The 21900-nt window shown below is 64.7% G+C and carries 18 protein-coding genes; 11 read left to right on the top strand and 7 right to left on the bottom strand.

The annotated features are described in order from the left end of the window. Positions 1–72: 72 nt before the first annotated feature. A complete protein-coding gene (locus AC5O5I_RS02900) occupies positions 73–840 on the top strand; it encodes a methyl-accepting chemotaxis protein (RefSeq protein ID WP_372242445.1) in 768 nt (255 codons plus the stop codon). Positions 841–885: 45 nt separating this feature from the next. Here the strand turns inward: AC5O5I_RS02900 and AC5O5I_RS02895 are convergent, their stop codons facing one another. Together AC5O5I_RS02895 and AC5O5I_RS02890 are read right to left on the bottom strand one after the other, a co-directional pair. Then, entirely contained in the window at positions 886–1665 is a 780-nt protein-coding gene (locus AC5O5I_RS02895) for an AraC family transcriptional regulator (RefSeq protein ID WP_172285720.1), read from the bottom strand. Between the two features lie 139 nt (positions 1666–1804). Further along, positions 1805–3082, bottom strand: a complete 1278-nt coding sequence (locus AC5O5I_RS02890; RefSeq protein WP_494512048.1) for an acetyl-CoA C-acetyltransferase — start codon at positions 3080–3082, stop codon at positions 1805–1807. A gap of 118 nt (positions 3083–3200) precedes the next feature. On the opposite strand from AC5O5I_RS02890, the gene AC5O5I_RS02885 reads away from it, so the two are divergent. The 8 genes from AC5O5I_RS02885 (at position 3201) to AC5O5I_RS02850 (ending at position 9323) form a co-directional block, all read left to right on the top strand. Beyond that, a complete protein-coding gene (locus tag AC5O5I_RS02885; RefSeq protein ID WP_494512047.1) occupies positions 3201–4553 on the top strand; it encodes a 3-oxoacyl-ACP reductase in 1353 nt (450 codons plus the stop codon). A 2-nt stretch (positions 4554–4555) separates the two neighbouring features. Then, positions 4556–5407, top strand: coding sequence for a MaoC family dehydratase (locus AC5O5I_RS02880; RefSeq protein WP_172233572.1), 852 nt, complete (start codon positions 4556–4558; stop codon positions 5405–5407). Positions 5408–5461: 54 nt separating this feature from the next. Then, complete coding sequence (locus AC5O5I_RS02875) at positions 5462–5767, top strand: MazG-like family protein (protein ID WP_172230121.1); 306 nt, start codon at positions 5462–5464, stop codon at positions 5765–5767. Then, on the top strand, positions 5764–6513 hold the full coding sequence (locus AC5O5I_RS02870; RefSeq protein ID WP_494512046.1) for a methyltransferase domain-containing protein: 750 nt from the start codon (positions 5764–5766) through the stop codon (positions 6511–6513). The genes AC5O5I_RS02875 and AC5O5I_RS02870 overlap by 4 nt, the downstream gene beginning before the upstream one ends. Before the next feature lie 21 nt (positions 6514–6534). Then, positions 6535–7170 (top strand): DUF4136 domain-containing protein, encoded by a 636-nt coding sequence (locus AC5O5I_RS02865; protein ID WP_172230127.1) that lies wholly within the window; start codon positions 6535–6537, stop codon positions 7168–7170. Between the two features lie 19 nt (positions 7171–7189). Next, positions 7190–7759: a DUF4136 domain-containing protein gene (locus AC5O5I_RS02860; RefSeq protein ID WP_172230130.1), complete on the top strand. Its 570-nt coding sequence runs from the start codon at positions 7190–7192 to the stop codon at positions 7757–7759. 197 nt (positions 7760–7956) lie between these two features. Further along, positions 7957–8427, top strand: a complete 471-nt coding sequence (locus tag AC5O5I_RS02855; RefSeq protein ID WP_172285717.1) for a prepilin peptidase — start codon at positions 7957–7959, stop codon at positions 8425–8427. Positions 8428–8546: 119 nt separating this feature from the next. Beyond that, positions 8547–9323 carry a helix-turn-helix domain-containing protein gene (locus tag AC5O5I_RS02850; RefSeq protein ID WP_494512045.1) on the top strand — a complete coding sequence of 259 codons (777 nt, stop codon included), beginning with the start codon at positions 8547–8549 and terminating at the stop codon, positions 9321–9323. Between the two features lie 87 nt (positions 9324–9410). Here the strand turns inward: AC5O5I_RS02850 and AC5O5I_RS02845 are convergent, their stop codons facing one another. The 3 genes from AC5O5I_RS02845 to pbpC form a co-directional block, all read right to left on the bottom strand. After that, a complete protein-coding gene (locus AC5O5I_RS02845; protein ID WP_494512044.1) occupies positions 9411–11075 on the bottom strand; it encodes a ShlB/FhaC/HecB family hemolysin secretion/activation protein in 1665 nt (554 codons plus the stop codon). 167 nt (positions 11076–11242) lie between these two features. Beyond that, on the bottom strand, positions 11243–11995 hold the full coding sequence (locus AC5O5I_RS02840) for an RHS repeat-associated core domain-containing protein (protein WP_494512043.1): 753 nt from the start codon (positions 11993–11995) through the stop codon (positions 11243–11245). 109 nt (positions 11996–12104) lie between these two features. Beyond that, on the bottom strand, positions 12105–14459 hold the full coding sequence (pbpC, locus tag AC5O5I_RS02835; protein WP_494512042.1) for a peptidoglycan glycosyltransferase PbpC: 2355 nt from the start codon (positions 14457–14459) through the stop codon (positions 12105–12107). A gap of 77 nt (positions 14460–14536) precedes the next feature. On the opposite strand from pbpC, the gene AC5O5I_RS02830 reads away from it, so the two are divergent. Then, positions 14537–14830 (top strand): hypothetical protein, encoded by a 294-nt coding sequence (locus tag AC5O5I_RS02830; RefSeq protein WP_172228263.1) that lies wholly within the window; start codon positions 14537–14539, stop codon positions 14828–14830. A 125-nt stretch (positions 14831–14955) separates the two neighbouring features. Here AC5O5I_RS02830 and AC5O5I_RS02825 read toward each other — a convergent pair whose 3' ends face one another. Further along, positions 14956–19857 (bottom strand): alpha-2-macroglobulin family protein, encoded by a 4902-nt coding sequence (locus AC5O5I_RS02825; RefSeq protein ID WP_494512041.1) that lies wholly within the window; start codon positions 19855–19857, stop codon positions 14956–14958. A gap of 150 nt (positions 19858–20007) precedes the next feature. Here AC5O5I_RS02825 and AC5O5I_RS02820 point away from each other — a divergent pair, with 150 nt between their 5' ends. Beyond that, complete coding sequence (locus AC5O5I_RS02820) at positions 20008–21345, top strand: MATE family efflux transporter (protein ID WP_494512040.1); 1338 nt, start codon at positions 20008–20010, stop codon at positions 21343–21345. A gap of 77 nt (positions 21346–21422) precedes the next feature. Here AC5O5I_RS02820 and AC5O5I_RS02815 read toward each other — a convergent pair whose 3' ends face one another. Further along, positions 21423–21878 carry an REP-associated tyrosine transposase gene (locus AC5O5I_RS02815; RefSeq protein ID WP_494512039.1) on the bottom strand — a complete coding sequence of 152 codons (456 nt, stop codon included), beginning with the start codon at positions 21876–21878 and terminating at the stop codon, positions 21423–21425. Between the last annotated feature and the right edge of the window lie 22 nt (positions 21879–21900).

Here is a 21900-nt window from a genome sequence, read left to right as displayed (position 1 = left end):
ATCCAGCACATTGGTGCTGCCGCCGGCAAGATTCTCAGCACCTCCACACGCTCGACCCGCGTCTCCAGCGACATGGCCGAAGCGGCCGGCCGCCAGCGCGAAGCCGTGGACATGGTTTCCACCGCTTTCCACGAAATGGTCGCTACCGCCAACGAAGTGGCGCGGTCCTGCAGCCAGGCGGCGCAGTCGGCCGACAGCGGCCAGCAACAGGCGCGGGAAGGCCAGCAGCAGATCGATGCCGCCGTACATAGCGTCGACCGCCTGAGCCAGGAAATCGAGCAGTCGGCGCAGTCGATCCAGCAGCTGGAGCGCGACAGCAACGCCATTCAGTCGATCCTTGGCACCATTCGCTCGATTGCCGAGCAGACCAACCTGCTGGCCCTCAATGCCGCCATCGAGGCGGCACGTGCCGGTGAGCAGGGCCGTGGCTTTGCTGTAGTGGCGGACGAGGTACGGGCGCTGGCCAAGCGCACCGCCGACTCGACTGCCGAAATCGACGGCCTGCTGGGCAACCTGGCCAGCCGCACTGCCGAAGTGGCCGAGCAGATGCATGCCAGCCTGGAGGTATCGCAGCAGTCGGTCAGCCGTATCGGCCTGGCCCGCGACAGCTTTGGGCAGATCCGCGAGTCGGTGGATGTGATTCGCGACATGAATACGCAGATCGCCACGGCGGCCGAGGAGCAGCACCAGGTGGCCGAGGACATCAATCGGCATATCAGCCAGATTCACGGAGATGCGCAGCTGGTGGCCGAACTGGCCCAGGCGGCACGGGTGGACTCGGAGAGCCTGGCCGGGTTGTCCAATGAGCTGGATACGCTGGTGCGCAGGTTCCGTACCTGATGTGCAGCCAGTGCCGGTGAAGGGGCCGGCACTGGCGACCGATCGTTAAAGCTTCAACTCCCCTGGCGTTGCCCCGAACAACTGCTTGAACGCGGCAATGTAGGCCGAGGTGGAATCATACCCACAGCCCAGCGCCGCCTCGGTCACATTCTCCCCCGCCTCCAGCAACGCCAGCGATGACAGCAGGCGCATGCGCTGGCGCCAGTTGCGAAAGCTCAAGCCGGTCTCGCGCTGGAACAGCCGCATCAGTGTCTTCTCCGAACACCCCAGCTGCCGGGCCCACTGCTGCAAGGTTTGCGGCTGGTCCGGCGCCGCGATCAGGCCGTTGCACAGCGCCAGCAGCCCGGGGTGACGTGGCAACGGCAGCGAAAAACCTACTTCCGGCAAGCTGCGCAACTGGTCAAGCAGCACCGCTACCAGGCGTGCTTCGACGCTGTCGCCCTCCGGGTAATCCGCCGGGAACAGGCAGAACTGCTTGATCAGCTCGCGCGCCAGCGGGGTCACCTCCAGCACGCGGCATTGCTGCGCTGCCCATGGGCAGGCATCACGACGCACGTACAGGCTGCGCATCTCGGCGCGCATCGAAGTCACCACCTCGTGCTCGGCATCGGCAGGAATCCACACACCCCATTGCGGCGGGGCGAAGTAGCTGCCCTCATGGGTGTACACTCCCAGCACCCCGCTGATGGCGTAGGAAAACTGCACCCAGTCGTGCTGGTGCCGGGTCGTCCAGGAACCGGCGCCGAGGCTCTCCGAACGGGCATAGAGGGGCCTGGGCAGATGATCCAGCGCCGGAAGGGCGCGGGGTTGTCCGATGATCGGCATGGCGGTTTCTTGTAGTTCTGAGCAGACAAGCCTAACAGTTTACCGCCTGCTTCGCGGGTGAACCCGCTCCCACAGGGTTTCGCATAGTCCTGTGGGAGCGGGTTCACCCGCGAAGAAGTCGACGCGGTAGCCCGAAGAATCACCGCTCCATGATGACAGTCACGCCCTGCCCACCCGCCGCGCAGATCGAGATCAGCCCCCGCCCCTTTCCTGCGGTCGCCAGCAGCTTGGCCAGGTTGGCCAATATCCGGCCGCCAGTCGCCGCAAACGGGTGGCCGGCCGCCAGCGAACTGCCCTTGACGTTGAGCTTGCTGCGGTCGATTGACCCAAGCGGCGCATCCAGCCCCAGCCGCTCACGGCAGAAATCGGCATCCTCCCAGGCCTTGAGTGTGCACAGCACCTGGGCCGCAAAGGCTTCATGGATTTCGTAGTAGTCAAAGTCCTGCAGCGTCAGGCCGTTGCGCGCCAGCAAACGCGGCACCGCATAAGCCGGGGCCATCAACAGCCCTTCGCGGCCGGTGACAAAGTCCACCGCTGCTGTCTCGCCATCGACCAGGTAAGCCAGCACCGGCAGGCCCTGCTGCGCAGCCCATTCCTCGGTGCCCAGCAGCACCAGCGAGGCACCATCGGTAAGCGGCGTGGAGTTGCCCGCCGTCAGCGTGCCCTGGCCACTGCGATCGAAGGCTGGCTTGAGCCCGGCCAGCTGCTCCAGGGTCAGGTCCGGGCGCAGGTTGTTGTCCCGCGCAAGCGAAAGAAACGGCGTCAGCAAATCATCCTGCCATCCCCCGGCATAGGCGGCGGCAAGCTTCTGGTGGCTGAGCAGCGCCAGTTCGTCCTGTTCGGCACGGCCGATACGCCAGGCCTGGGCCATGCGCTCGCAATGCTCGCCCATCGACAACCCCGTGCGCGGTTCGCCGTTGCGCGGCAACTCGGGCTTCAGGTGGTGAGGGCGCAGCTTGAGAAAGGGCTGCAGCCGCTCGCCCAGGCTTTTGCCACGGCTGGCCTGCAACAGGATATGGCGCAGGCCTTCGCTGACGGCAATCGGTACATCCGAGGTGGTGTCCACACCGCCGGCAATGCCGCAGTCGATCTGGCCCAGGGCAATCTTGTTGGCCACCAGCAGCGCCGCCTCAAGCCCGGTGCCACAAGCTTGCTGGATGTCATACGCCGGCGTCTGGGGCGACAACCGTGATCCCAGCACGCATTCGCGGGTCAGGTTCATGTCGCGCGAATGCTTCAGCACGGCGCCAGCCACCACCTCCCCCATTCGCAGCCCATGCAGGCGATAGCGTTCGATCAAGCCTTCCAGGGCGACGGTCAGCATCGCCTGGTTACTGGCCGTTGCGTAGGCGCCATTGGAGCGGGCAAAGGGTATTCGGTTGCCGCCCAGGATCGCTACCCGGCGAGATGAACGCATGCGTTGGTTCCTCCAGAAACAATTTGACCCGTTACAGCCTAGGTGTTTTTGCCACGATTCGAACGTGTCGACACAAACTTGGTCCACACTTTCAAGCCTGCCTTGCGGAGACCACTCAATGAGCGATCGTTATCTCGACTTTGCCAACTCCAACCTCGGGCGCCGGCTGGTGGATGCCTTGGGCCTGCCTGCACCCGCACCGCTGGAGCGCTGGCAGTCAGGTCGCCTGCGCCCGGTGGAAGGCGCCCTGGTGTTGGGTGGCGGACCACTGGCGGGCAAAGTGCAAGCCATCGCAGCGCGCCTGACCGACGAGCTTTACAGCTTCAATGCCGACAACCTGCAGGCCGAGGCCTGGGTCGCCGGCCTGGGGCCGAAGATCAAGGCCGTGGTATTCGATGCCAGTCATCTGTCCGACAGCGATGCGCTCAAGCAGTTGCGCGAGTTTTTCCAGCCACTGCTGCGCAGCCTCGCCCCCTGTGCCCATGTGGTGGTGCTGGGGCGGGCCCCGGAAAGCCTCGACAACCCGTTGGCCAGCGTCGCCCAGCGTGCCCTCGAAGGCTTCAGCCGCTCGCTGGCCAAGGAGCTGCGCAATGGCGCGACTGCACAGTTGCTGTATGTCAGCCCCGGCGCGGAAGACCAGCTGGAAGGTGCGCTGCGGTTCTTCCTGTCACCGAAAAGCGCCTTTGTTTCTGGCCAGGTGTTACGCCTGGAGGCCTGCGCCAGCCAGGTCGAAGACTGGACCCGGCCACTGGCGGGCCGTCGCGCCCTGGTCACAGGCGCTGCACGCGGTATCGGTGCAGCCATCGCCGAGACCCTGGCCCGGGACGGCGCCGACGTGCTGCTGATCGATGTCCCGCAAGCCAGCCAGGACCTCGACGCCCTCGCTGCACGCCTGGGCGGCAAAGCGCTGGCGCTGGATATCTGCGCCAGCGACGCGGCAACACAGCTGCTCGCAGCCTTGCCAGAGGGCATCGACATCGTGGTGCATAACGCCGGCATTACCCGCGACAAGACCTTGACCAACATGACCCCCGAATACTGGGACGCGGTGCTGGCGGTCAACCTCAAGGCGCCGCAGGTACTGACCCAGGCGCTGCATGACAACGGCGCCTTGGGGGAAGATGCCCGCATCACCCTGCTGGCCTCGGTGAGCGGCATCGCCGGCAACCGCGGGCAGGCCAACTATGCCGCCAGCAAGGCCGGCCTGATTGGCCTGGCCCAGGCCTGGGCGCCCAGGCTTGCCGAACGGGGTGGCAGCATCAATGCCGTGGCGCCCGGCTTCATCGAATCGCACATGACGGCGGCAATGCCCATGGGCCTGCGCGAAGCCGGCAGGCGCTTGAGTACCCTGGGCCAGGGTGGCCGCCCGCAGGACGTCGCCGAAGCCATCGCCTGGCTCAGCCAGCCAGGCTCCGGGGCGGTCAATGGCCAGGTGCTGCGCGTATGTGGCCAGGCACTGATGGGGGCGTGAGCATGGACCGACAATGGCACGACCTGCACAGCCCCGCTTCGCGCGCCAGCCTGTACCTGCGTGCAGCGAGCAAGCGCAAGATCAGCGGCGAGCAACTTCCGCAGGATGGCCTGCGTTGCTTCATCCGGGTTCAGCCGGACAACCTCGGCGCCTATCGGCGGCTCTGCCACTTCCCCGACAACGGGCGGCTGCCGGGTACTTATCCACACATCATGGCCTTCACCCTGCAGCTGCAGTTGATGACTGGCCAAGGCTTCCCTTTCCCGCTGCTGGGTCTGGTGCACCTGCACAACCGCATCGAAGTGCTCCGCCCGCTTGGCGGTGTCGAGGGGCTGCGCTTTGCGGTGTACGCAAATAATCTACAGCCCCATGCCAAGGGCGGCACCTTCGACCTGGTCACCGAGGCTGAAGACAGCATCGGCCTGCTGTGGCGCGAGACCAGCCGCATGCTGGTGCGCGGGCTGAAGCTCGAAGGGGCAACAGCAGAGCCTGCCGAGGGTGAGCCAGCATCACTGCCCGAGGCCACCCGCTGGTACGCCGACAGTGACATCGGTCGGCGCTATGCCAAGGTCTGCGGGGACTACAACCCTATCCACCTCAGCGCCGCCAGTGCGCGGCTGTTCGGCTTCCCTACGGCCATCGCCCATGGCATGTGGAGCAAGGCCATGGCCCTGGCAGCGTTGAACGGGCATCTGCCGCACAGTGGCTATGCCTTCGAAGTGGATTTCCGCAAGCCGGTGCGACTGCCGTCAGAGGTAGTGCTCAGCGCCACCGAGGCGGGGCCTTCGGGTCAGTTACGGCTGGATGGGCATGGCGGCGTGCTGCATATGGTCGGGCGCTGGGATCGGCTTTAGGCGCTTGCTTTGCATCGGGCCTGGGCAGAAGCTATGCAGCATTAGGAGACCCCGATGAACCTGCAAGAACTCACCCAACGCCTGCACCAGATCCGCGACACCAACGACTGGAGAGGTTTCCACAGCCCGAAGAACCTGGCCATGGCCGCCAGCGTCGAAATGGCCGAGCTGGTGGAAATCTTCCAGTGGCTGAGCGAGGACCAGTCGCGCCAGCTGCCAGCCGACCAGCTTGCCCACGCCGGCCAGGAAGTCGGCGATATAGTGCTCTACCTGTTGCTGCTGTGCAGCGAACTGGGCCTGGACATGGACCAGGTGGTGCGGGCCAAGCTGGCCGATAGCGAAAGGCGCTTCGCCCGATGAACGACCGTCACTTCGATGAACTGGCCACCCGCTTCGCCGAGAAGATCTACGGCGGTGCCAAGGGCGCCATCCGCCTGGCCGTGCTGCAGGCCGACCTGGCCGAGGCCCTGCCCGACCGCCCACTGCGCATCCTCGATATCGGCGCCGGGCTGGGCCATATGGCCCTGTGGCTGGCCCAGCGCGGCCATCAGCTGACCTTGGCCGAACCTGCCGCGCCGATGCTCGACGGCGCGCGGGCGCGCTTTGCCGAAGCCGGCCAACCGGCCACCTTCATTCAGGCCCCCTGGCAGGACCTGCTCGGCCTGCTCACCGAGCCCTACGACCTGGTGCTGTGCCACGCCGTGCTCGAATGGCTGGCCGAACCCGAAAGCATCCTGCCTGTGCTGCACAAGCTCACGGCCGCCAACGGCTGGTTGTCACTGGCATTCTACAACCGCGACGCACTGGTCTACCGCAACCTGCTCAAAGGCCACTTCCGTAAGTTGCGCAGCAACCGGCTGGAAGGTGAAAAGCAGAGCCTGACCCCACAGAAACCGCTTGATCCACGTGAACTCAAGGCGCAACTTGATCCTATGTGGCAGGTCGAAAGCGAGAGCGGCGTACGCGTGTTCCACGACTACATGCCCAAGGAATTCCAGGGCAAGGCCGAACTACTCGACCTGCTGGAAATGGAACTCGCCTATCGTCGCCACCCCAGCTTCGCCGGCCTTGGCCGCTACCTGCACTGGGTCTGCCGCCCGCGTTGACCCGCCCGCCGGGAGGAATTAATGCCGTACCGTCTTTTGTGCCTGGCCCTGCTGCCGCTTGCCCTGGCTGGCTGCCAGGGCAGCAACCCGTATGTGGCCAGCAGCCGCCCGCTGCCCCCGGCCCCGGCCCAGGCGGCCAGCACCTTCGATGCCAGTGCCTACCCGGCGCCCTCTCGTGATTACGGTCAGTACCGCAGCTGGAGCTGGCGCAGTGGCCAGCTACCCAGCGGCTCGGCTAATGCCGACCCGGCACAGCTGGCCGATGCCGTAAGCGGCGCGCTCGACCAGCATGGCCTGCGCCCCGCCCGGGGGGGTGCCGGCGATTTGCTGGTCAGCGCCGACATTCGCCTGGAAAAGCGCTTGCGCCAGGTGCGTGACTACGACTCATACGACCCCTACTACGGCCCATCCCCGTATGGCGGTGTCGGTTACGGCGGCTATCGGCATGGCTACGGGGGTTACGCCAGCGTGCCCATCGTGCGCACCTACGAGGTGGAGGTGATGGTGGTGCGCATCGACCTGTTCGACGCCCGCAACGGCCAGCCGGTCTGGAGCGCCAGCGCCGAAAGCGGCAGCGACAAGGACTCGCCGCGCGACCGCGAAAGTGCCCTGCGCGATTCTGTGCACAAGGCGCTCAGCGGCTATCCTCCCAGTTAACGCTTAACGGAGAACCATCATGTTGCGCCGTCTCGTTCTACTGTCATTCGCGTTGTTGCTGGCTGCCTGCTCAAGCAACAACGTTCAGCAGGATTTCGATGCCAGCCGCGATTTCGCCGCCTACCGCAGCTGGGCGTGGCAGGAGCCGGGCCTGCAGTATCGCCCTGACGACCCGCGGATCAAGAGCGACCTGACCGAGCAGCGCATCCGCCAGGCCGTTGCAGACCAGCTCGACCAGCGTGGCCTGCGCCCGGTGCAGGGCGGCGGGCGGCCTGACCTGATGGTGCGCTCTTACCTGATCGTCGAACAGCGCCAGCAGCAGATCACCACCAACTACGGCGGTGGCTGGGGTGGTTACTGGGGCGGCTATTGGGGCGGTCCGATGTATAACGAGACGCGCAGTGTCGATTACAAGGTCGCCACCATCCAGATCGATATGTTCGATGGCCGCGACGGCAAGCTGGTGTGGCGCGGCAGTGCCGAGCAGATCATGAACAATTATCCGCCCAGCCCGGAGGAACGCAACAGCGCCATCCAGAGCACCGTGGCCAAGGTGCTGGGCAACTACCCACCAGGGAGCAAGAAATAGCCCTGTAATTCGCTCCTGGCTGATTCGTAGCCCCTGTGGGGGGCGGGTTCAGGCATGTGACAACTACGACAAAATTCATTCCAGGCACGCCTTTTAGCCTTTCCAGCCCACTCGCCTGCCGGTTCCCGTCTATCTTCACTTAAGGAAACCTGACTGACCGGGTAGAAGTGTTCAACATTGGGAAAGGCGAACTGCCCATGCAAAGCATCGTTCTCCTGCTGTGGCTTGCCTTGTGCTCCGAACAGGATGTGCGTCAACGCCAGATCTCCAACCTCCTGACCGTGGGTGTGGCCACCTGCGCCCTGGTCTGGCTGTTTGCCACTGGCCGCACCTGGATCGGCGCCGATGCCAGTGATGCCGGGTGGGCGCTGGCCATCGTCATGCTGCTGACGTTGCCTGGCTACATGCTGGGCCGCTTCGGCGCCGACGACGTCAAGCTGATGGGCGCCCTGGCCCTGGCCACCAGCCCGCAATATGTGCTGGGTACGTTCATCGGGGCCGGGGTCAGCGTGCTGCTGTGGCTGCTCACCCGACGGCGCCTGTGGACCCTGCTCAACCCCAAGGTGAAGAAGCGTTTGCAGGCGCTGACCGAGGAGATGGGGGACAAGCAGGCGTTCGTGCCTTATGTGCTCGCGGGCTTTCTTCTGACAGCCGTATGGATCCAATGAGCTTCACTGCGGTCCGATCTGTTGTACATACCTTGTACATAATCGCTCAGAGCGACTACTTTTATACTGCCAGAGCGTCTGGCCCGGGAGCAGGGCCGTATACGAACAGGGAGTTGATCGTGTCCAGACCAGTGAGTGAAGTGAAGGTGTTGGTCGTTGATGACCAGCCGGTCATTGTCGAACAACTGTGTGAATTCCTCGAAACCAAGGGCTACGCGACCGTATCGGCCCATTCTACTGACGAAGCCATCGACCGTTATGTGGCAGACCCGACCATTGGCCTGGTCATCTGCGATCTGCACATGCCGGATCGGGACGGGATAGACCTGGTACGCGCGCTCAAGCAAGTCGACGGCAGCCAGCGCATGTTCGAGGCCATCATGCTTACCGGACGTGCCGAGAAGCAGGATGTGATCCGCGCGCTACGCGAAGGGTTTGCCGATTATTACCAGAAACCGATGGACCTTGATGAGTTGCTGGAGGGTGTGCGCCGGCAGGAAGAAGCGTTGCTGAAGCGTCAGCGCAACTTCCGCGACCTGGGCGGGTTGAACCAGCGCCTGCAAGACCTGGCCGACTCTGTGGACGAGCTGTATCAGGACCTGGAAAGAGCCCGTGGCCAAGGTGTTCACCGACGTGCCAGTGATGTCGAAGAGCCTGAAAGCGAGCTGCCTGCGGCGTTCGAGAAGCTGTCGCCGCGGCAATTGGAGGTCGCACGCCTGGTCAGCAAGGGCAAGACCAATTACCAGATCGCCTGTGAGCTGGGCATTACCGAAAACACGGTGAAACTGTATGTGTCGCAGGTGTTGCGCCTGACCCACATGCATAACCGTACCCAGCTGGCACTGGCGCTGACGCCGAGTTCATCGCCGGTGCATCAGCGGTTCACCACCCATTGATGTTTGGCAAGTTGCGTTCGCGCTGACAGGTGTTTGCCCTGATGCGGTCCCTGTTGGGGGCTGGCCTGCCGCCGATGGCAGCCCCCCCTACAGCTGAACCCCAACGCTCAAGCTCACCCGTGGCCCGCGGTCCAGGCTATCCAGCGCCACATCCGCCAGAGGCTTCGCCACCTCCAGCGTCACATTGAAAAAGCGCCTGTCACCCACCCGCACCCCAAGCCCCACCGAAGCCAGATGGGCATCCTGCACCACCCCCCGGTTATGCCAGGCCTGCGCCGCATCTACCAGGACATAGGGCTGCACCAGCGCCAGCCAGCTACTGCGCAGGCTGTAGTTCAACTCGTAAGCCACCCCCCACCCCTTGTCCCCGTCTGCCTGGTCACGTGGATAACCGCGCCCGAAACTCTGCCCGCCAAACCCCGCACGCTCGCTGTCGGGCAGCCGGTCATCACTCCAGTACAACGCCCCGGACACCACCCCCTGCCAATTATCGAACAGAAGGTCGCTCTGCAACCCCGAAAGCCGCAGCCGCAAAAAATCCAGATCGTAATCGGCATCGCTGCGCCCGCCCAGGTAATCCAGGCCCTGATACACACCAGCACTGACGATACGCAAACGCCCCCCTTGCGCCTCGCGCCAGTCGCCTTCGAACGACAGTGCACGTACATAGGTGTCGTACTTCCCTGATGATGGCGGACCTTCCCCCTGGTCCTCAACATGCTCGCTGACCGAATACAAATGCCCCTGCAGCGCCATCCACTCCCCTGGCCTGACAATTACCGGCTGGCGCAAGCCAATCTCGAAACGCTCGCTGTCGCGCTTGCGCAAGATGTCCAGGCCATCGTCCAGGCGAATACGCGTGCCAGGCTCGCTGCGGTAGCGTGAAGCCGACAGCAGCAGCTGGCTGCCGGCGGCGTCCAGGTACTGGCTGTAGTCCAGGCGCTGGTAATGGACATGGTCATCTCCAGCGGGCAGCAGCAGGCTGGCGGTAAGTTGTTCGGCAAAGCGGGTCTGGGCATTGCTGGTGGCTGTGAACAGCGCCTGCGCAGCTTCACGGTTTGACTGCGCGAAGGTAACACCAGCGCCAAACGGCTTGCGCCGCGCGTGCACAGTCAGCCGGGCAGCACCATCAACGGCCTGTGCCACGGCCAGTTCGGCATCTATCGCCACACCGGGAATGCGCTGGGCCAGCCCCACATAGCGCTCCAGCGTTTCCTGGGTCAACGGGCGCTCTGCCTCAAGCTGCACCAGCAGTTGCTGCAGATAGTCGCTGGCCGGGCCAATATCGCCGTCCACGCGGTAGTCCCGGATATAACCTTCTACCAGCACCACATTGATGCGCCCGTCGGCCACATCCTGTGGCGGCAGGTAGGCATAAGAAAGCGGATAGCCCGCCTGCCGATAGCGCTGGGTCAGGCGCCGGGTGTATTGCTGCAGTTCGCCAAGGGTGATCTCGCGCCCGATCAGCGGCTGATAGTGCTCGCGCAGGTCGCTCAAGGAGAACACCGTGCCGCCCTCGAAGCGCACCTTGTGCAGCACCAGCCGCGTCTCTACAGGTGCCCAGGCATGGCGATGGTCGTCGGCCATGGCTAGCCGCGGGCTCGAGCTGACAGGGCGATAGGCATCCGTGGGCAGGTTGGTACTGGGCAGGCGACGTTCGTATTCATGGCTGTCGAAGAACACCGGCAACGGCCCGGCCTGGGCCGCAAGCGCCCAGGGCAGCAACAGCAGGGGCACGGCCAGTGGACGCATAGGGCGCTCCATGTTCCCTTGAATTGCGGGCGCCAGCCGCTCACGCCCGTCACCTGCTAGCGTAGGTGCTGGCCCGGCTGCCGTCGAACGCCTGATCGCTGAGCCGGAACACCACCCGCGCTGTATCTCCGCCTTCAGGTTTCGTCATGGCGTGCAGAAACACAGGTTTACACGGGACGCATTGGCTTGTCTCTCACACCACCCCTTATGTGAAGTATCACCCTCTGACGGCCATCTGCCGAGAATGCATGCATGAACAGTCGTTCGTCTATCACGGAGAAATGAACAACTCCGCCCGATAATTGTGTGTCGACGATTGCCTGTGTCACTTTCAACGCGACAGCATCACCCAAGCGCCCCAAGTTGAAGCGATCTGCTTTCGCCATTACCTTGGCTTGGGCTGTTATATGAATACTGTCTTGAAGGCCGTCTTCTTTAATCCAGGCCTTCAGGTACTCAGTAAACTTGGTATCTTGGCCATGCAGGGTCTCAGGATGCAGCGCTGGCGAGGACTGGGCATTTCTCAAAGGGGTACTGCCGACAGACGGCCGGGATAGCCGCGGCAAAGAGTTGGAGCGCTTGACCCTTCCTCGATTCCTTCCTGAAATATCAAGGTAGTTGACAGGATCACCGGCACAGTAGGCGTATGCATTCACTCCCCCCTCGGCAAACGGGCTTTGCTGATCAGGTGAGGAGAAGCGGAAAATACCGGGATGGTAGAGGCGATGCCCATTACCCAGGAGGTAACCATTAAGCGGTCGGTGATGCAGTTGGCCGACAAATCTGACTTCCTCTTGGACGCTACCCCCAGCGCTTTCATGACCATATGGTGTATAGACCAAAGACACTGCGATGCTGTGCGGGTTGCCAACAGGTATGGCGCTTTCAGCGTCAGATTCCGCTGACTTCATAGCATTCATAGACTAGATAGCCATCAGGAGAGTTTCACGCCTGACATTAATGTTTACAGAGGCCGTGAACAACTGTCAGAAATACTGGCTGTCGGGCGCTCGCCAGTAATACACGGCATCACTCGCTGACCTGCAACATCACCCGCGCCGTCTCGCCGCTTTCATCCAGTGCACTAAGCTCGGCCTGCCCGACCTGCGGCAAGCGCAGCAGCAAGCTGTCTTGCCCCTGGGTTTCCCCCAATGGCTGGCCATTGAGGAACCACCAGCGCCGCCCGCCACCGCCCAGGGCCGACACATGCAACTGCAGCGGCTCGCTGCTGGTGACCGGGCGACGCAAGTTGTCGCCCGGGCGCACGCCGACGATTGACAGCGGTGGCGCGCTGGCCGTTACTTGCGTTGGGCAGGCCGGGTCGATGGCCGGCAGCCGTGCCGCGCGCCGCTCGACCCGGGGCAGCCAAGGCTCAAGCGGCGCCGGCCAAAGGGCGATATCGCGGGCCTTGGCACCCGGGCAACTGCCATCCACGCGCAGCCCCTGATCGTTGACCCACACACTTTCGCGCAAACCCAGCCCCAAGGGCTGGTCGGCGGCCTGCAGGGTCGGCGGTGTGGTGCCGTCCAGGGTCCAGGCAAAGCGCTGACGTCGGCAGTTGGGGTCCTTCCTGCTCATCGGCTGGCCCAAAGGCCAACAGATCGCCGCCACCCCGACATTTGCCGGCACCCGTTCGACCGGCACACTGATGCCACGCTGGCTGTCACGGTTGCTCAGCAGGTCGTGCACCTGCAGCATCAGCGGCGCCGCCGAAGCCAGGCCGAACTGGCCGGGCACCGGCGTGCCGTCGGGGCGGCCGATCCATACGCCGATCAGGTAGCGCGGGCCAACGCCAATCGACCAGGCATCGCGAAAGCCGTAACTGGTGCCGGTCTTCCAGGCCAGTTGCGGGCGCTGCACCAACTCGGCATGCGGGTCACGGTCCGGGCGGGCCTGGCCACTGAGGATGCGCCGGATGATCCACGCCGCCCCTGGCGACAGCAGGCGGCGTTCGACCAGCGGGTCCTGCGGTTGCAGGCGCACCCGGGCACTGTTGCCACCCCGTGCCAGCGCCGCATACCCGCCAACCAGTTCCTCCAGCCGGCTACCGGCGCCGCCAAGGATCAGCGACAGGTTGGGCTCGGCCAACGGCGGGAGTATCAGCGGCATGCCCGCCATGCGCAGTTGCGCGGCAAAGCGTTTGGGGCCGTAAGCTTCCAGCAATTGCACCGCCGGCAGGTTGAGCGACAGCGCCAAGGCCGAACTGGCCGAAACCGGCCCGCTGAAACCCATCGAGAAATTGCCGGGGCGGTAGTCGCCGTAGCGCCGTGGCACATCCTGCAACAGCGATTCGGAATGGATCAGGCCATCATCCAGCGCCATGCCGTAGAGGAAGGGCTTGAGGGTCGAGCCGGGCGAGCGCAATGAGCGCACCATGTCCACATGCCCGAAGCGGCGTTCGTCAGCCAGGTCTATAGAGCCGAGATAGGCACGCACCGCCATGGTCTGCGCCTCGACCACCACAATGGCTGCGGACGTGCGCTCTGGCAGACGTGCGCGCCAACCCAGCAGCAAGTCTTCAAGGCGTCGCTGCAGCGCGGCATCGAGCGTGGTGCGGATCAGCGGCGGGCTGTCGGCGCTGTTCAGGCGCCGGGCCAGCAACGGCGCCAGGGCCGGTTCCTGGCGGGGCGCCAGCACCAGAGGTTCCTCGGCGGCCTCGCGGATTTGCTGTTCAGGCCACACCTGGTATTCGGCCAGGCGCAGCAGCACCTTGTCCCGGGCGCGCTGGGCGCGCTCGGGGTGACGGTCGGGGCGCAGCCGGCTGGGCGCCTGGGGCAGTACCGCCAGCAGCGCCGCTTCGGCGGGGCTGAGGTGCATGGGCGACTTGCCCAAGTATGCCCAGCTGGCCGCCGCAACGCCCTGCAAGGTACCGCCGAAGGGCGCACGGTTCAGGTATATCTGCAGGATGTCACGTTTGGACAAATGCCATTCCAGCTGCGCCGTACGCCACAGCTGCCGCAGTTTCCCGGCCAGGGTACGGTCATGCGGGTCGAGCAGGCGCGCCACCTGCATCGACAGCGTGCTGCCGCCCGACACCACACGCCCGCCCCGCAGGTTCAGCCAGGCAGCGCGTGCCAGCGCGAACGGGTTGACCCCCGGATGGCTGTAGAACCAGCGGTCCTCGTAGGTCAGCAAGGCCTGCAGGTACAACGGCGAAACCTGGTCAGGGCTCACCGGGTAGCGCCAGACACCCTCGGCATCGGCAAAGCGCCACAGTGGCGTACCGTCCTCGGCCAGAACCACCCGGGCCAGGTCGTCGCCCGGCAGTGGCAGCGGCCAGATACGGTCGGCCAGCCAGACCAGGCCGAACAGCACCAGCATGCCGATCGCCATGGCGCGCAACAGCTTGCCCGCACGGGTGCGTGGCCGCGCTAAGCTTGGCATCGGGAACCGACCTGGCCAGCGAATGGCCAAAGGCTTGGGAACGGCAGACTCGCCGATTCGTTCATCAGGAAGCAACTATGCATGTAGAAGGTTTTTTCGAGTGGCTGGGCCAGGCACTGGGGTCGTTGATCCGCATCATCGTCGACGCTTTGAGCGGGCTGTTCAACCTGCTGGCCAATGCCGGTGGCAATTTCATCGACGGCCTGGCGCGCACCTTGGGCATGGACACCTCGCTGGTCAGCATCCTGGCCCTGATCATCGGCCTGATGCTGCTGTACTCGGCCATCCGCGCGTTCATGCGCGCCTCGATCATCCTTGGGATCATCTGGCTGGTGCTGGGACTGTGGGTGATGAGCTGGGTGATTCACTGAAGGCCGAAGCGACATCTTTTGTATGAGCAGCCTTGTGCTGCGAAGAGGCCGGTACTGCTAGCTCCCTTTTCATGGGGCTTACCGGCCTCTTCGCAGCACGAGGCTGCTCATGTGCAGCTTTCGCCTTAGCGGGCCTTGACGGTCATCTCCCCTTGCCCATCCCCCACCGCCTGCAGGTTCGGCCGGTACATCGACTCGACCTGCGGCGGCGGCACGCGGTACGTGCCCGGGGTCACCGCCCGCGCCAGGTACAGCAGGTGGGTGGTGCCGTAGCCGTCGAGTTTCAGCGCGGCGACGTAACGGTCATCACGGTATTCCTGGTGCACCACGCTGGCGTTCTGCATCGACTCGCGCCATTCCTTCACCGCGCTGCTGGCGTTATCCAGGCTGGCGGCACTTTGTGCCAGGTTCTGGTTTTCCAGCTCCAGGCCTGCCGGCAGCAGGTCCACCACCAGCGCATCCGGCACACGCTCTTCGGCCTTGAGTGCCAGGTGCACCAGTACCAGGTCGCCACTGCGCAGGTTGTGCAGGTCCAGCGGTTGGCCATTCATGCCCAGGTACTCACGACGGATCTGCAGCCCGTTGCCGCCGGCTGCAGGCGCCTGGCGTGGGTAACCGGACAAGGTCAGTTGCTGGTACAACGTTTCGCTGCCCTGGTTCTGCACACTTAGCGGCGAGGCCAGCAAAGGGCCTTCCAGCTTCATGCCAGCCTCGGCATTGTTGAACTCGCGCACCTCGCCAGCGCTGTCCAGGCGGGCCTGCCACTTGCCTTCGGGCTTGCCCAGCAGGCCGCGCCCGGCAAGGAACAGGGCGTTGCGCTCCTGGGTCGACAGCCAGCGGTTGGCCGCCAGTTCATCCGACAAGGCGAACAGGCGCTGATCGACCTGGCTGCTGGCCAGGTTGCTCTCCTGCAGCAGCGCCAGAATCAGCGCCTGGTCGCGCAGCGCACTGCCGTAGTCGGCCATCCAGCCTTTGCCGCGGCTGATACCCAAGCCAGCCTGCAACGCCTGTTCGGCACGCGGCTTGTCACCCATCTTGTCCAGCGCCACCGCCAGCTGCACCAGCGGCAGGCCAGAGCGGGCGTCGGCGCGGCGCTCGAACAGGCCACGCAGGGCGCCCAGCGGCGCCTGCTGGCTGCGCGACAGCACCAGCGCCGCATAGGCCTGCACGGCAAAGCGGGTATGGTCGGCGTTTTCGCTGTAGTCAACTTCGATCAGGTTACGCTCCTGCAGGTAGCGCAGCAGGCGCTCGCTGGCCTTCTTCAGCGCTTCGGCCGGCACGCCATAACCCTGCTCACGGGCACGCAGGAGGAAATCGGTGACGTAGGCGGTCAGCCAGTACTCTTCTTCGCTGTCCGAGCTCCACAGGCCAAAGCTGCCGTTGTAGCGCTGCATGCCCAGCAGGTGCTCGATGCCCATTTCGATCTTGCGTTTGCGCACATCCGCCGGTTCGCCCTTGATGCCCAGGCGCTTGAGGCTGTCGGCATCGGCATACAACGACGGGTAAAGGCCGCTGGTGGTCTGTTCCAGGCAACCGTAGGGGTAGGCTTCGAGGGCGCGGATCTGCTCGGCCAGGTTCAGCGGCGGCCGGCTCGACAAGGCCAGGCTGGCTTCCAGGCCGGCGGGTTCGAAGGCGGCCAGGTCGGCTTCGGGCAATGTCCACGGCTGGTCCTTCAAGGCCACGCGGTAGTGCTTGAGCATCGCCGGGTAGGCCGGGCGCACGCCCAACGTCCACTCGCGTTCGAACGCGGTGGCCGGTTCGTTCGGTAATTGCAGGCCAGTGACGCGCACGTGCACCTTGCCCTGCCCCAGCCCACCCTGGGCCTGTACCGGGATCATCAGCGTCGAGCGCTGGCCCTCGGCCAGGGCAACGTTTTGCACAGCATTGGTGGCCAGGCTCAGCTGCCCTTCAGTGCTGATGTCCACATTCAACTGCTGGGCGCGGCCCGACAGGTTGGCCAGGTCCAGCGCCAGGCTGGTACGGTCACCACCGGCCAGGAAGCGCGGGGCCGACAGCTCGGCAATCAGTGGCGCGGCAACCACCGTCTTGCCTTCGGCCATGCCGAAATGCTCCTCGGTCCAGGCCTGGGCCATCAGCCGCAGCTCGCCATTGAAGTCAGGAATATCGACCGTGGCCTGGCCCTCGCCATTGTCGTCCAGGGTAACGGGCAGGCTCTGCTGGGCAACGATGGTCACCGTGGTGTTGGGGCGCTTGCCGCCCTTGGCCATGGCCGCATCACCGCCAAATGCCAGGCTGGCCAGGCGGCCCTGGCCGGCTTCGATCAGCTGGCCATAAATGTCCAGCTGGTCGGCGCCGTAGGCTTTGCGCCCGAACAGGCTGGCGAACGGGTCGGGGGTCTTGAAGTCGGTGATGTTGAGAATGCCCACGTCCACTGCCGACAACAGCACGTGTACTTGCTTTGGCACGCTGCCATCGGCGTTGGCGGCCTTGAACTTCACGGTCAGCGGCTGTTTGGGGCGCATTTTTTCCGGCGCCTGCAGGCTCAGCGCCAACTTGCGTTCAGCCCTGTCCAGCGGCAGGTGCAACACGCCGACGGCGCGTTTGGGCGTGGCGTTGGCCTTGCGCTCGCCGGGGCGAATCACCAAGGCGCTGATGTACAGGTCATGGCGGGCCCAGGCCTTGTCCAACGGCACGTCGAAGGCCTTGCCTTCGGCGGGCACGTCGATCTCCTGCCACCACAGCGGGCCATCACTGGATTCGATCATCAGGTAACCGGTACCGGCAGCAGGTGGCGTAACGGTAACCTTGGCCGTGGCGCCGTCAGCGTAGGACGGCTTGTCCAGCGCCAGCTTGACCTGGTCCGGGCGCACCGCGCCGCCTTCGGCGTTGTCCTGGGCACGGTAACCGGCCCAGAAGCGCTCGCTGGAAACCAGGCCCGTCTGCGGGTCTTCCACCTCGACCCGGTAAGGCCCCCACTCCACCTGGAAGCTGAGCTTGGCTGTGGAGCCGGCCTTGACGCTGATGGTCTCCTCGCTCTGGGTGAGGAATTTCTCGTTGTAGGCGTAGCTCCAGCCATCGCTCTGCGAGTAGTTCCAGTAGTAGTCGCGGCGTTCGCGAATCAGCCTTACCTTGAGGTCGTTGGCCGCCAGCTTGTTGCCGTCGGGGTCGGCCACCAGGAACTCGAATTCAACCGGCCCGTCACTGTCGGTTTCCTCGCCATCGAACAGCCCGCGCAGGCCTGGCAGGCGTTCACCGGGCCAGATCGGCTGTTCCAGCCGCCGGGTGATCGGTCGGCCACCAGACTCCTGCAGGCTGGCCTGTACGGTCAGCTGCAGTGGCGAGCGGGCTTCGGCCCAGCGGCTTTCAATATCCAGTACAGCCTTGCCAGCTTGGTCGAGGGTCACTTCGTCCAGCTCCAGGTCCTGGTTCAACTCGGTTTCGCTCACCGAGCCGAACTGGTAGCCAGGCAACGCCGGCACCGCCTCGCGCAGCGGGCGCACATAGGCCTGGCCACTCAGGCGATTGCCAGCGGCCGGGGCGCCATAGAGGTAGCGGCCATTGACCTGGATGCGGGCATTCTCGTCAGGCGAAAGCGGTGTGCTGCTGCCCTTCAGCTCCAGCGCCAGGCGCTCGGGCAGGAAGTCTTCGACCAGGAACTCGTACACCTGCTTGCGCCCGCCGCCCAGGTCGAGCAGCAGTTGCCAGCGACCGGTCGGCGCCTCGCTGGCCAGTTGCAACTGGTACTGGTACAGGCCACTGGCATCAGCTTCCCAGACGAACTTGCGGCTGACCTGCTCATCCGGTCGGCGCACTTCGACGCTTACCGGTTGGGCCTTGACCGGCTTGCCGTCCTGGTCGCGCAGCAGGCCGTTGAGCAGCACTGTCTCACCCGGGCGATACAAGTCGCGCGGGCCGAAAATGAACAACTGCAGCGGGTTGGCCAGCGGGCCGGTGATGTCGAACTCGGCCAGGTCCAGTGCGGCGGTATTCAAGCGCAGCAGCGTGGTGTTGACGCCTTGGGTGGCGATCAGGGTGTCGGCCTTCGGCGTGATCGGCAGTTGCGCATGGCCCTTGCCGTCGGTAGTGGCCTGGGCCAGCAACTTGCCTTTCTCGTCATGGATTTCCAGGTTGACCCCGTTCATCGCCTTGCCGCCTTCCAGGGCTTGAGCGAATACGTCGAGGCGGTCGCGGTAGCGATGCGCCGAAACCCCGATGTCGCTGAGGGTGAACAAGGTTGCCGGCTGCGAGTAGTCGTAGGTGCCCGAGGCGCGCATTACCGCCAGGTACACGCCCGCTTCCTGCAGCGGCTTGATGCCGGCAATCGGCAGCAGCACCGTCTCGCGGGTGTTCCGCGCGGGGTTGAGGTCGAAGCGGCCGCTGTAGACCAGCTCGGCCATGTCCAGGGTTTCCTTGGACTGGTAGTAGTACAGGCTGCTGTTGCGCCCCCAGCTGGCCAGGAAGCTCGAGAGCATGGCCGGCTTGACGCGGAAGAACTCGACATCGACCTTGTCGACGTTGAGGGCAATGACCGGTAACCCCTCAGCCAGGCGCGTGGGCAGCAGCGAGCCGCGGCTGGCAAAGCCGATGGTCGGCTGCATGTCGCGGGTTTCCAGGCGGGTGATCGATTCGCTGTCCAGCTGCTTGCCGTTGACTGCCAGCAGGCCTTTGTCGACGGTCAGTACCAGCTTGCGCTGCGGCTCCAGGTGGCGCAGGCGCAGTTCCATCTGGTTGTCGGAGAGTTCCCAGGCGCCGTCGAGCTTGCCTTTGACGGTGTCGACCAGGTGCACCTTGCTGGCCAGGTCCTGTTCGGCATCCAGCGGCGCAGAGAAACTGATCGACAGCGTGGCTGCGCCGTCGAGCTGCACTTCCGACACATCCAGCACGCTGAGCTCGCGGCCTTCGTAGCGCTTGGCGAGTACGGCCGGGTCTTCGCGCCTGGCTGCCGGGGCCTCGGCCGGCGTGGTGGCCAGCGGTTTTTCGGCCGGCACCGGTTTGTCCGGCGTCGAAGAGTCACAGGCACCGAGCAAAGCCAGCGCGCAGGCCAGCAACAATCCTTTGTTGAACATGGAGTATGAACTCTTGGGCAGCGTGTACGTGAGGGGGGCAACTATAGCTCGCTGAGACCATGTTCGCGCGAATTGGTTGCCTGGCCGTTACACTGTGGCCATTCCGAAAAGCGGGGGCGCGAGCCTGCTCCTGATCGATCAAGGACTCCAATGCTGCAACTGACCACCGACTGGCGCCACCGCCCCACCCACCACAAGGTCTGGGCGCTGGCCGCACCGATGATCCTGTCCAACATCTCCGTGCCTTTGGTCGCCCTGGTCGACAGCACCGTCATCGGCCACCTCCCCCACGCCCACCAGCTGGGGGCGGTGGCCGTGGGCGCGACGATGTTCACCTTCATGGTCGGCCTGATGGGCTTCCTGCGCATGGGCTCCACCGGCTTCGCCGCCCAGGCCGCCGGCCGTGGGGACGGCGCGGCGCTGCGCCAGGTGCTGGTGCAAGGGCTGCTGCTGGCGTTCGGCTTCGCCATGCTGATCGGCCTGCTGGCGCTGCCCTTCAGCCAGCTGGCACTGCACGCCATGCAACCCAGTGCGGCCCTGCAGCAAGCTACCGAAGACTTCTTCCACACCCGCCTGCTCGGCCTGCCTGCGGCACTGGCCAGCTACGCGCTGGTCGGCTGGTTCCTGGGCACGCAGAACGCCAGGGCGCCGCTGGCCATCCTGCTGACCACCAACCTGCTGAACATCGCCTTGAACCTGTGGTTCGTGCTTGGCCTGGATTGGGGCGTGCTGGGTTCGGCACGGGCGTCGGTGATTGCCGAGTGGAGCGGCGCCCTGCTTGGCCTGGCCCTGACCCGCCCGGCCCTGCGCGCCTACCCGGGGCATATCGTGTGGACGGCGCTGAAGCGCTGGCAGGCCTGGCGCCCGCTGCTGGCGGTAAACCGCGACATCTTTCTGCGCAGCCTGGCGCTGCAGTTGGTGTTCCTGCTGATCACGGTGCAAGGCGCGCGCCTGGGTGAGGCCACCGTGGCGGCCAATGCCCTGCTGCTCAACGGCCTGTTGCTGACGGCCTATGCCCTTGACGGGCTGGCCCACGCGGTGGAGGCCCTGTGCGGCCACGCCATCGGCGCTCGTCACCGCGACACCTTGCGCCGCTCGCTGGTAGTGGCCTGCGGCTGGTCGCTGATCACCAGCCTGGGCTTCGCCGGGTTGTTCCTGCTGGGTGGGCACCTGTTCATCGACCTGCAGACCGACATCGAGAGCGTGAGGGCCGCAGCCTATCCGTACCTGCCGTACCTGGCGCTGCTGCCGTTGATCGCGGTGTGGAGTTACCTGCTGGACGGGCTGTTCATCGGCGCGACCCGGGCGCGGGAGATGCGCAACGCGATGCTGGTGTCGTTGGTGATTGCGCTGCCGGTTGCGCTGGCCATGAGCGGAATGGGCAACCATGGGTTGTGGTTGGCGTTTCTGGTGTTCATGGCGCTGCGCGCAGGGACGCTGGGGTGGGTGGGGTGGCGGTTGCAGCAGAGCGATCGTTGGCTGGGATGATTGGCCACAGGAGATCGTTATCCTTTGTAGGAGCGGCCTTGTGTCGCGAAATGAGGGCGAAGCCCTCACCTGCGGCTTCACAGCCACACACAATCCCAATGCGGATAATCGCCGGCACGTCGCACCAGGCCAGCCCTTATGGGATTGGCAATAATATAACGGGCAGTCGCTCTGATATCGTCTTCCTTGCGCAACGCCCGGTCATGAAAACCAGGTTGCCAGATGTGCTTTCGTTCGACGCCTTGCCGGTAAAGCGCGCAACTGCTACGCGACTTGAAGGCACACATGAGTTTGCTCAAGCTGGTCGGCCCAAGCTCGATAAGCCAATGCAAATGGTCCGGCATCAGGACCCACGCCAGAGAGCGGCAACTTCCATCTTGATCACTCGCGCGCAGTTGCTGGATTGCCGACCGCGCGAAGATCAGGTTTGCGAACAGAGGTAGTCTATGGCGCGTGATGGTGGTCAGCAGGTAGAGCCGACCAGGCTCTGAATAGCGCCCTTGGCGCAAGCGGTGATTACCTTGACGATCCATGTCGAACTCCTTTGAAGATTGC

The sequence above is a fragment of the Pseudomonas sp. 9_2_1 genome (assembly GCF_059295275.1).
Note: the sequence above shows the minus strand (reverse complement) of the source record. Positions and strands in the feature narration are given on the sequence as shown.

Excerpts from the sequence above, each read along its gene's own strand:
- AC5O5I_RS02900 (WP_372242445.1), top strand. The coding sequence starts at position 73 with ATGGCCGAAGCGGCCGGCCGCCAGCGCGAAGCCGTGGACATGGTTTCC.
- AC5O5I_RS02895 (WP_172285720.1), bottom strand. The coding sequence starts at position 1,665 with ATGCCGATCATCGGACAACCCCGCGCCCTTCCGGCGCTGGATCATCTG.
- AC5O5I_RS02890 (WP_494512048.1), bottom strand. The coding sequence starts at position 3,082 with ATGCGTTCATCTCGCCGGGTAGCGATCCTGGGCGGCAACCGAATACCC.
- AC5O5I_RS02885 (WP_494512047.1), top strand. The coding sequence starts at position 3,201 with ATGAGCGATCGTTATCTCGACTTTGCCAACTCCAACCTCGGGCGCCGG.
- AC5O5I_RS02880 (WP_172233572.1), top strand. The coding sequence starts at position 4,556 with ATGGACCGACAATGGCACGACCTGCACAGCCCCGCTTCGCGCGCCAGC.
- AC5O5I_RS02875 (WP_172230121.1), top strand. The coding sequence starts at position 5,462 with ATGAACCTGCAAGAACTCACCCAACGCCTGCACCAGATCCGCGACACC.
- AC5O5I_RS02870 (WP_494512046.1), top strand. The coding sequence starts at position 5,764 with ATGAACGACCGTCACTTCGATGAACTGGCCACCCGCTTCGCCGAGAAG.
- AC5O5I_RS02865 (WP_172230127.1), top strand. The coding sequence starts at position 6,535 with ATGCCGTACCGTCTTTTGTGCCTGGCCCTGCTGCCGCTTGCCCTGGCT.
- AC5O5I_RS02860 (WP_172230130.1), top strand. The coding sequence starts at position 7,190 with ATGTTGCGCCGTCTCGTTCTACTGTCATTCGCGTTGTTGCTGGCTGCC.
- AC5O5I_RS02855 (WP_172285717.1), top strand. The coding sequence starts at position 7,957 with ATGCAAAGCATCGTTCTCCTGCTGTGGCTTGCCTTGTGCTCCGAACAG.
- AC5O5I_RS02845 (WP_494512044.1), bottom strand. The coding sequence starts at position 11,075 with ATGCGTCCACTGGCCGTGCCCCTGCTGTTGCTGCCCTGGGCGCTTGCG.
- AC5O5I_RS02840 (WP_494512043.1), bottom strand. The coding sequence starts at position 11,995 with ATGAATGCTATGAAGTCAGCGGAATCTGACGCTGAAAGCGCCATACCT.
- pbpC (WP_494512042.1), bottom strand. The coding sequence starts at position 14,459 with ATGCCAAGCTTAGCGCGGCCACGCACCCGTGCGGGCAAGCTGTTGCGC.
- AC5O5I_RS02830 (WP_172228263.1), top strand. The coding sequence starts at position 14,537 with ATGCATGTAGAAGGTTTTTTCGAGTGGCTGGGCCAGGCACTGGGGTCG.
- AC5O5I_RS02825 (WP_494512041.1), bottom strand. The coding sequence starts at position 19,857 with ATGTTCAACAAAGGATTGTTGCTGGCCTGCGCGCTGGCTTTGCTCGGT.
- AC5O5I_RS02820 (WP_494512040.1), top strand. The coding sequence starts at position 20,008 with ATGCTGCAACTGACCACCGACTGGCGCCACCGCCCCACCCACCACAAG.
- AC5O5I_RS02815 (WP_494512039.1), bottom strand. The coding sequence starts at position 21,878 with ATGGATCGTCAAGGTAATCACCGCTTGCGCCAAGGGCGCTATTCAGAG.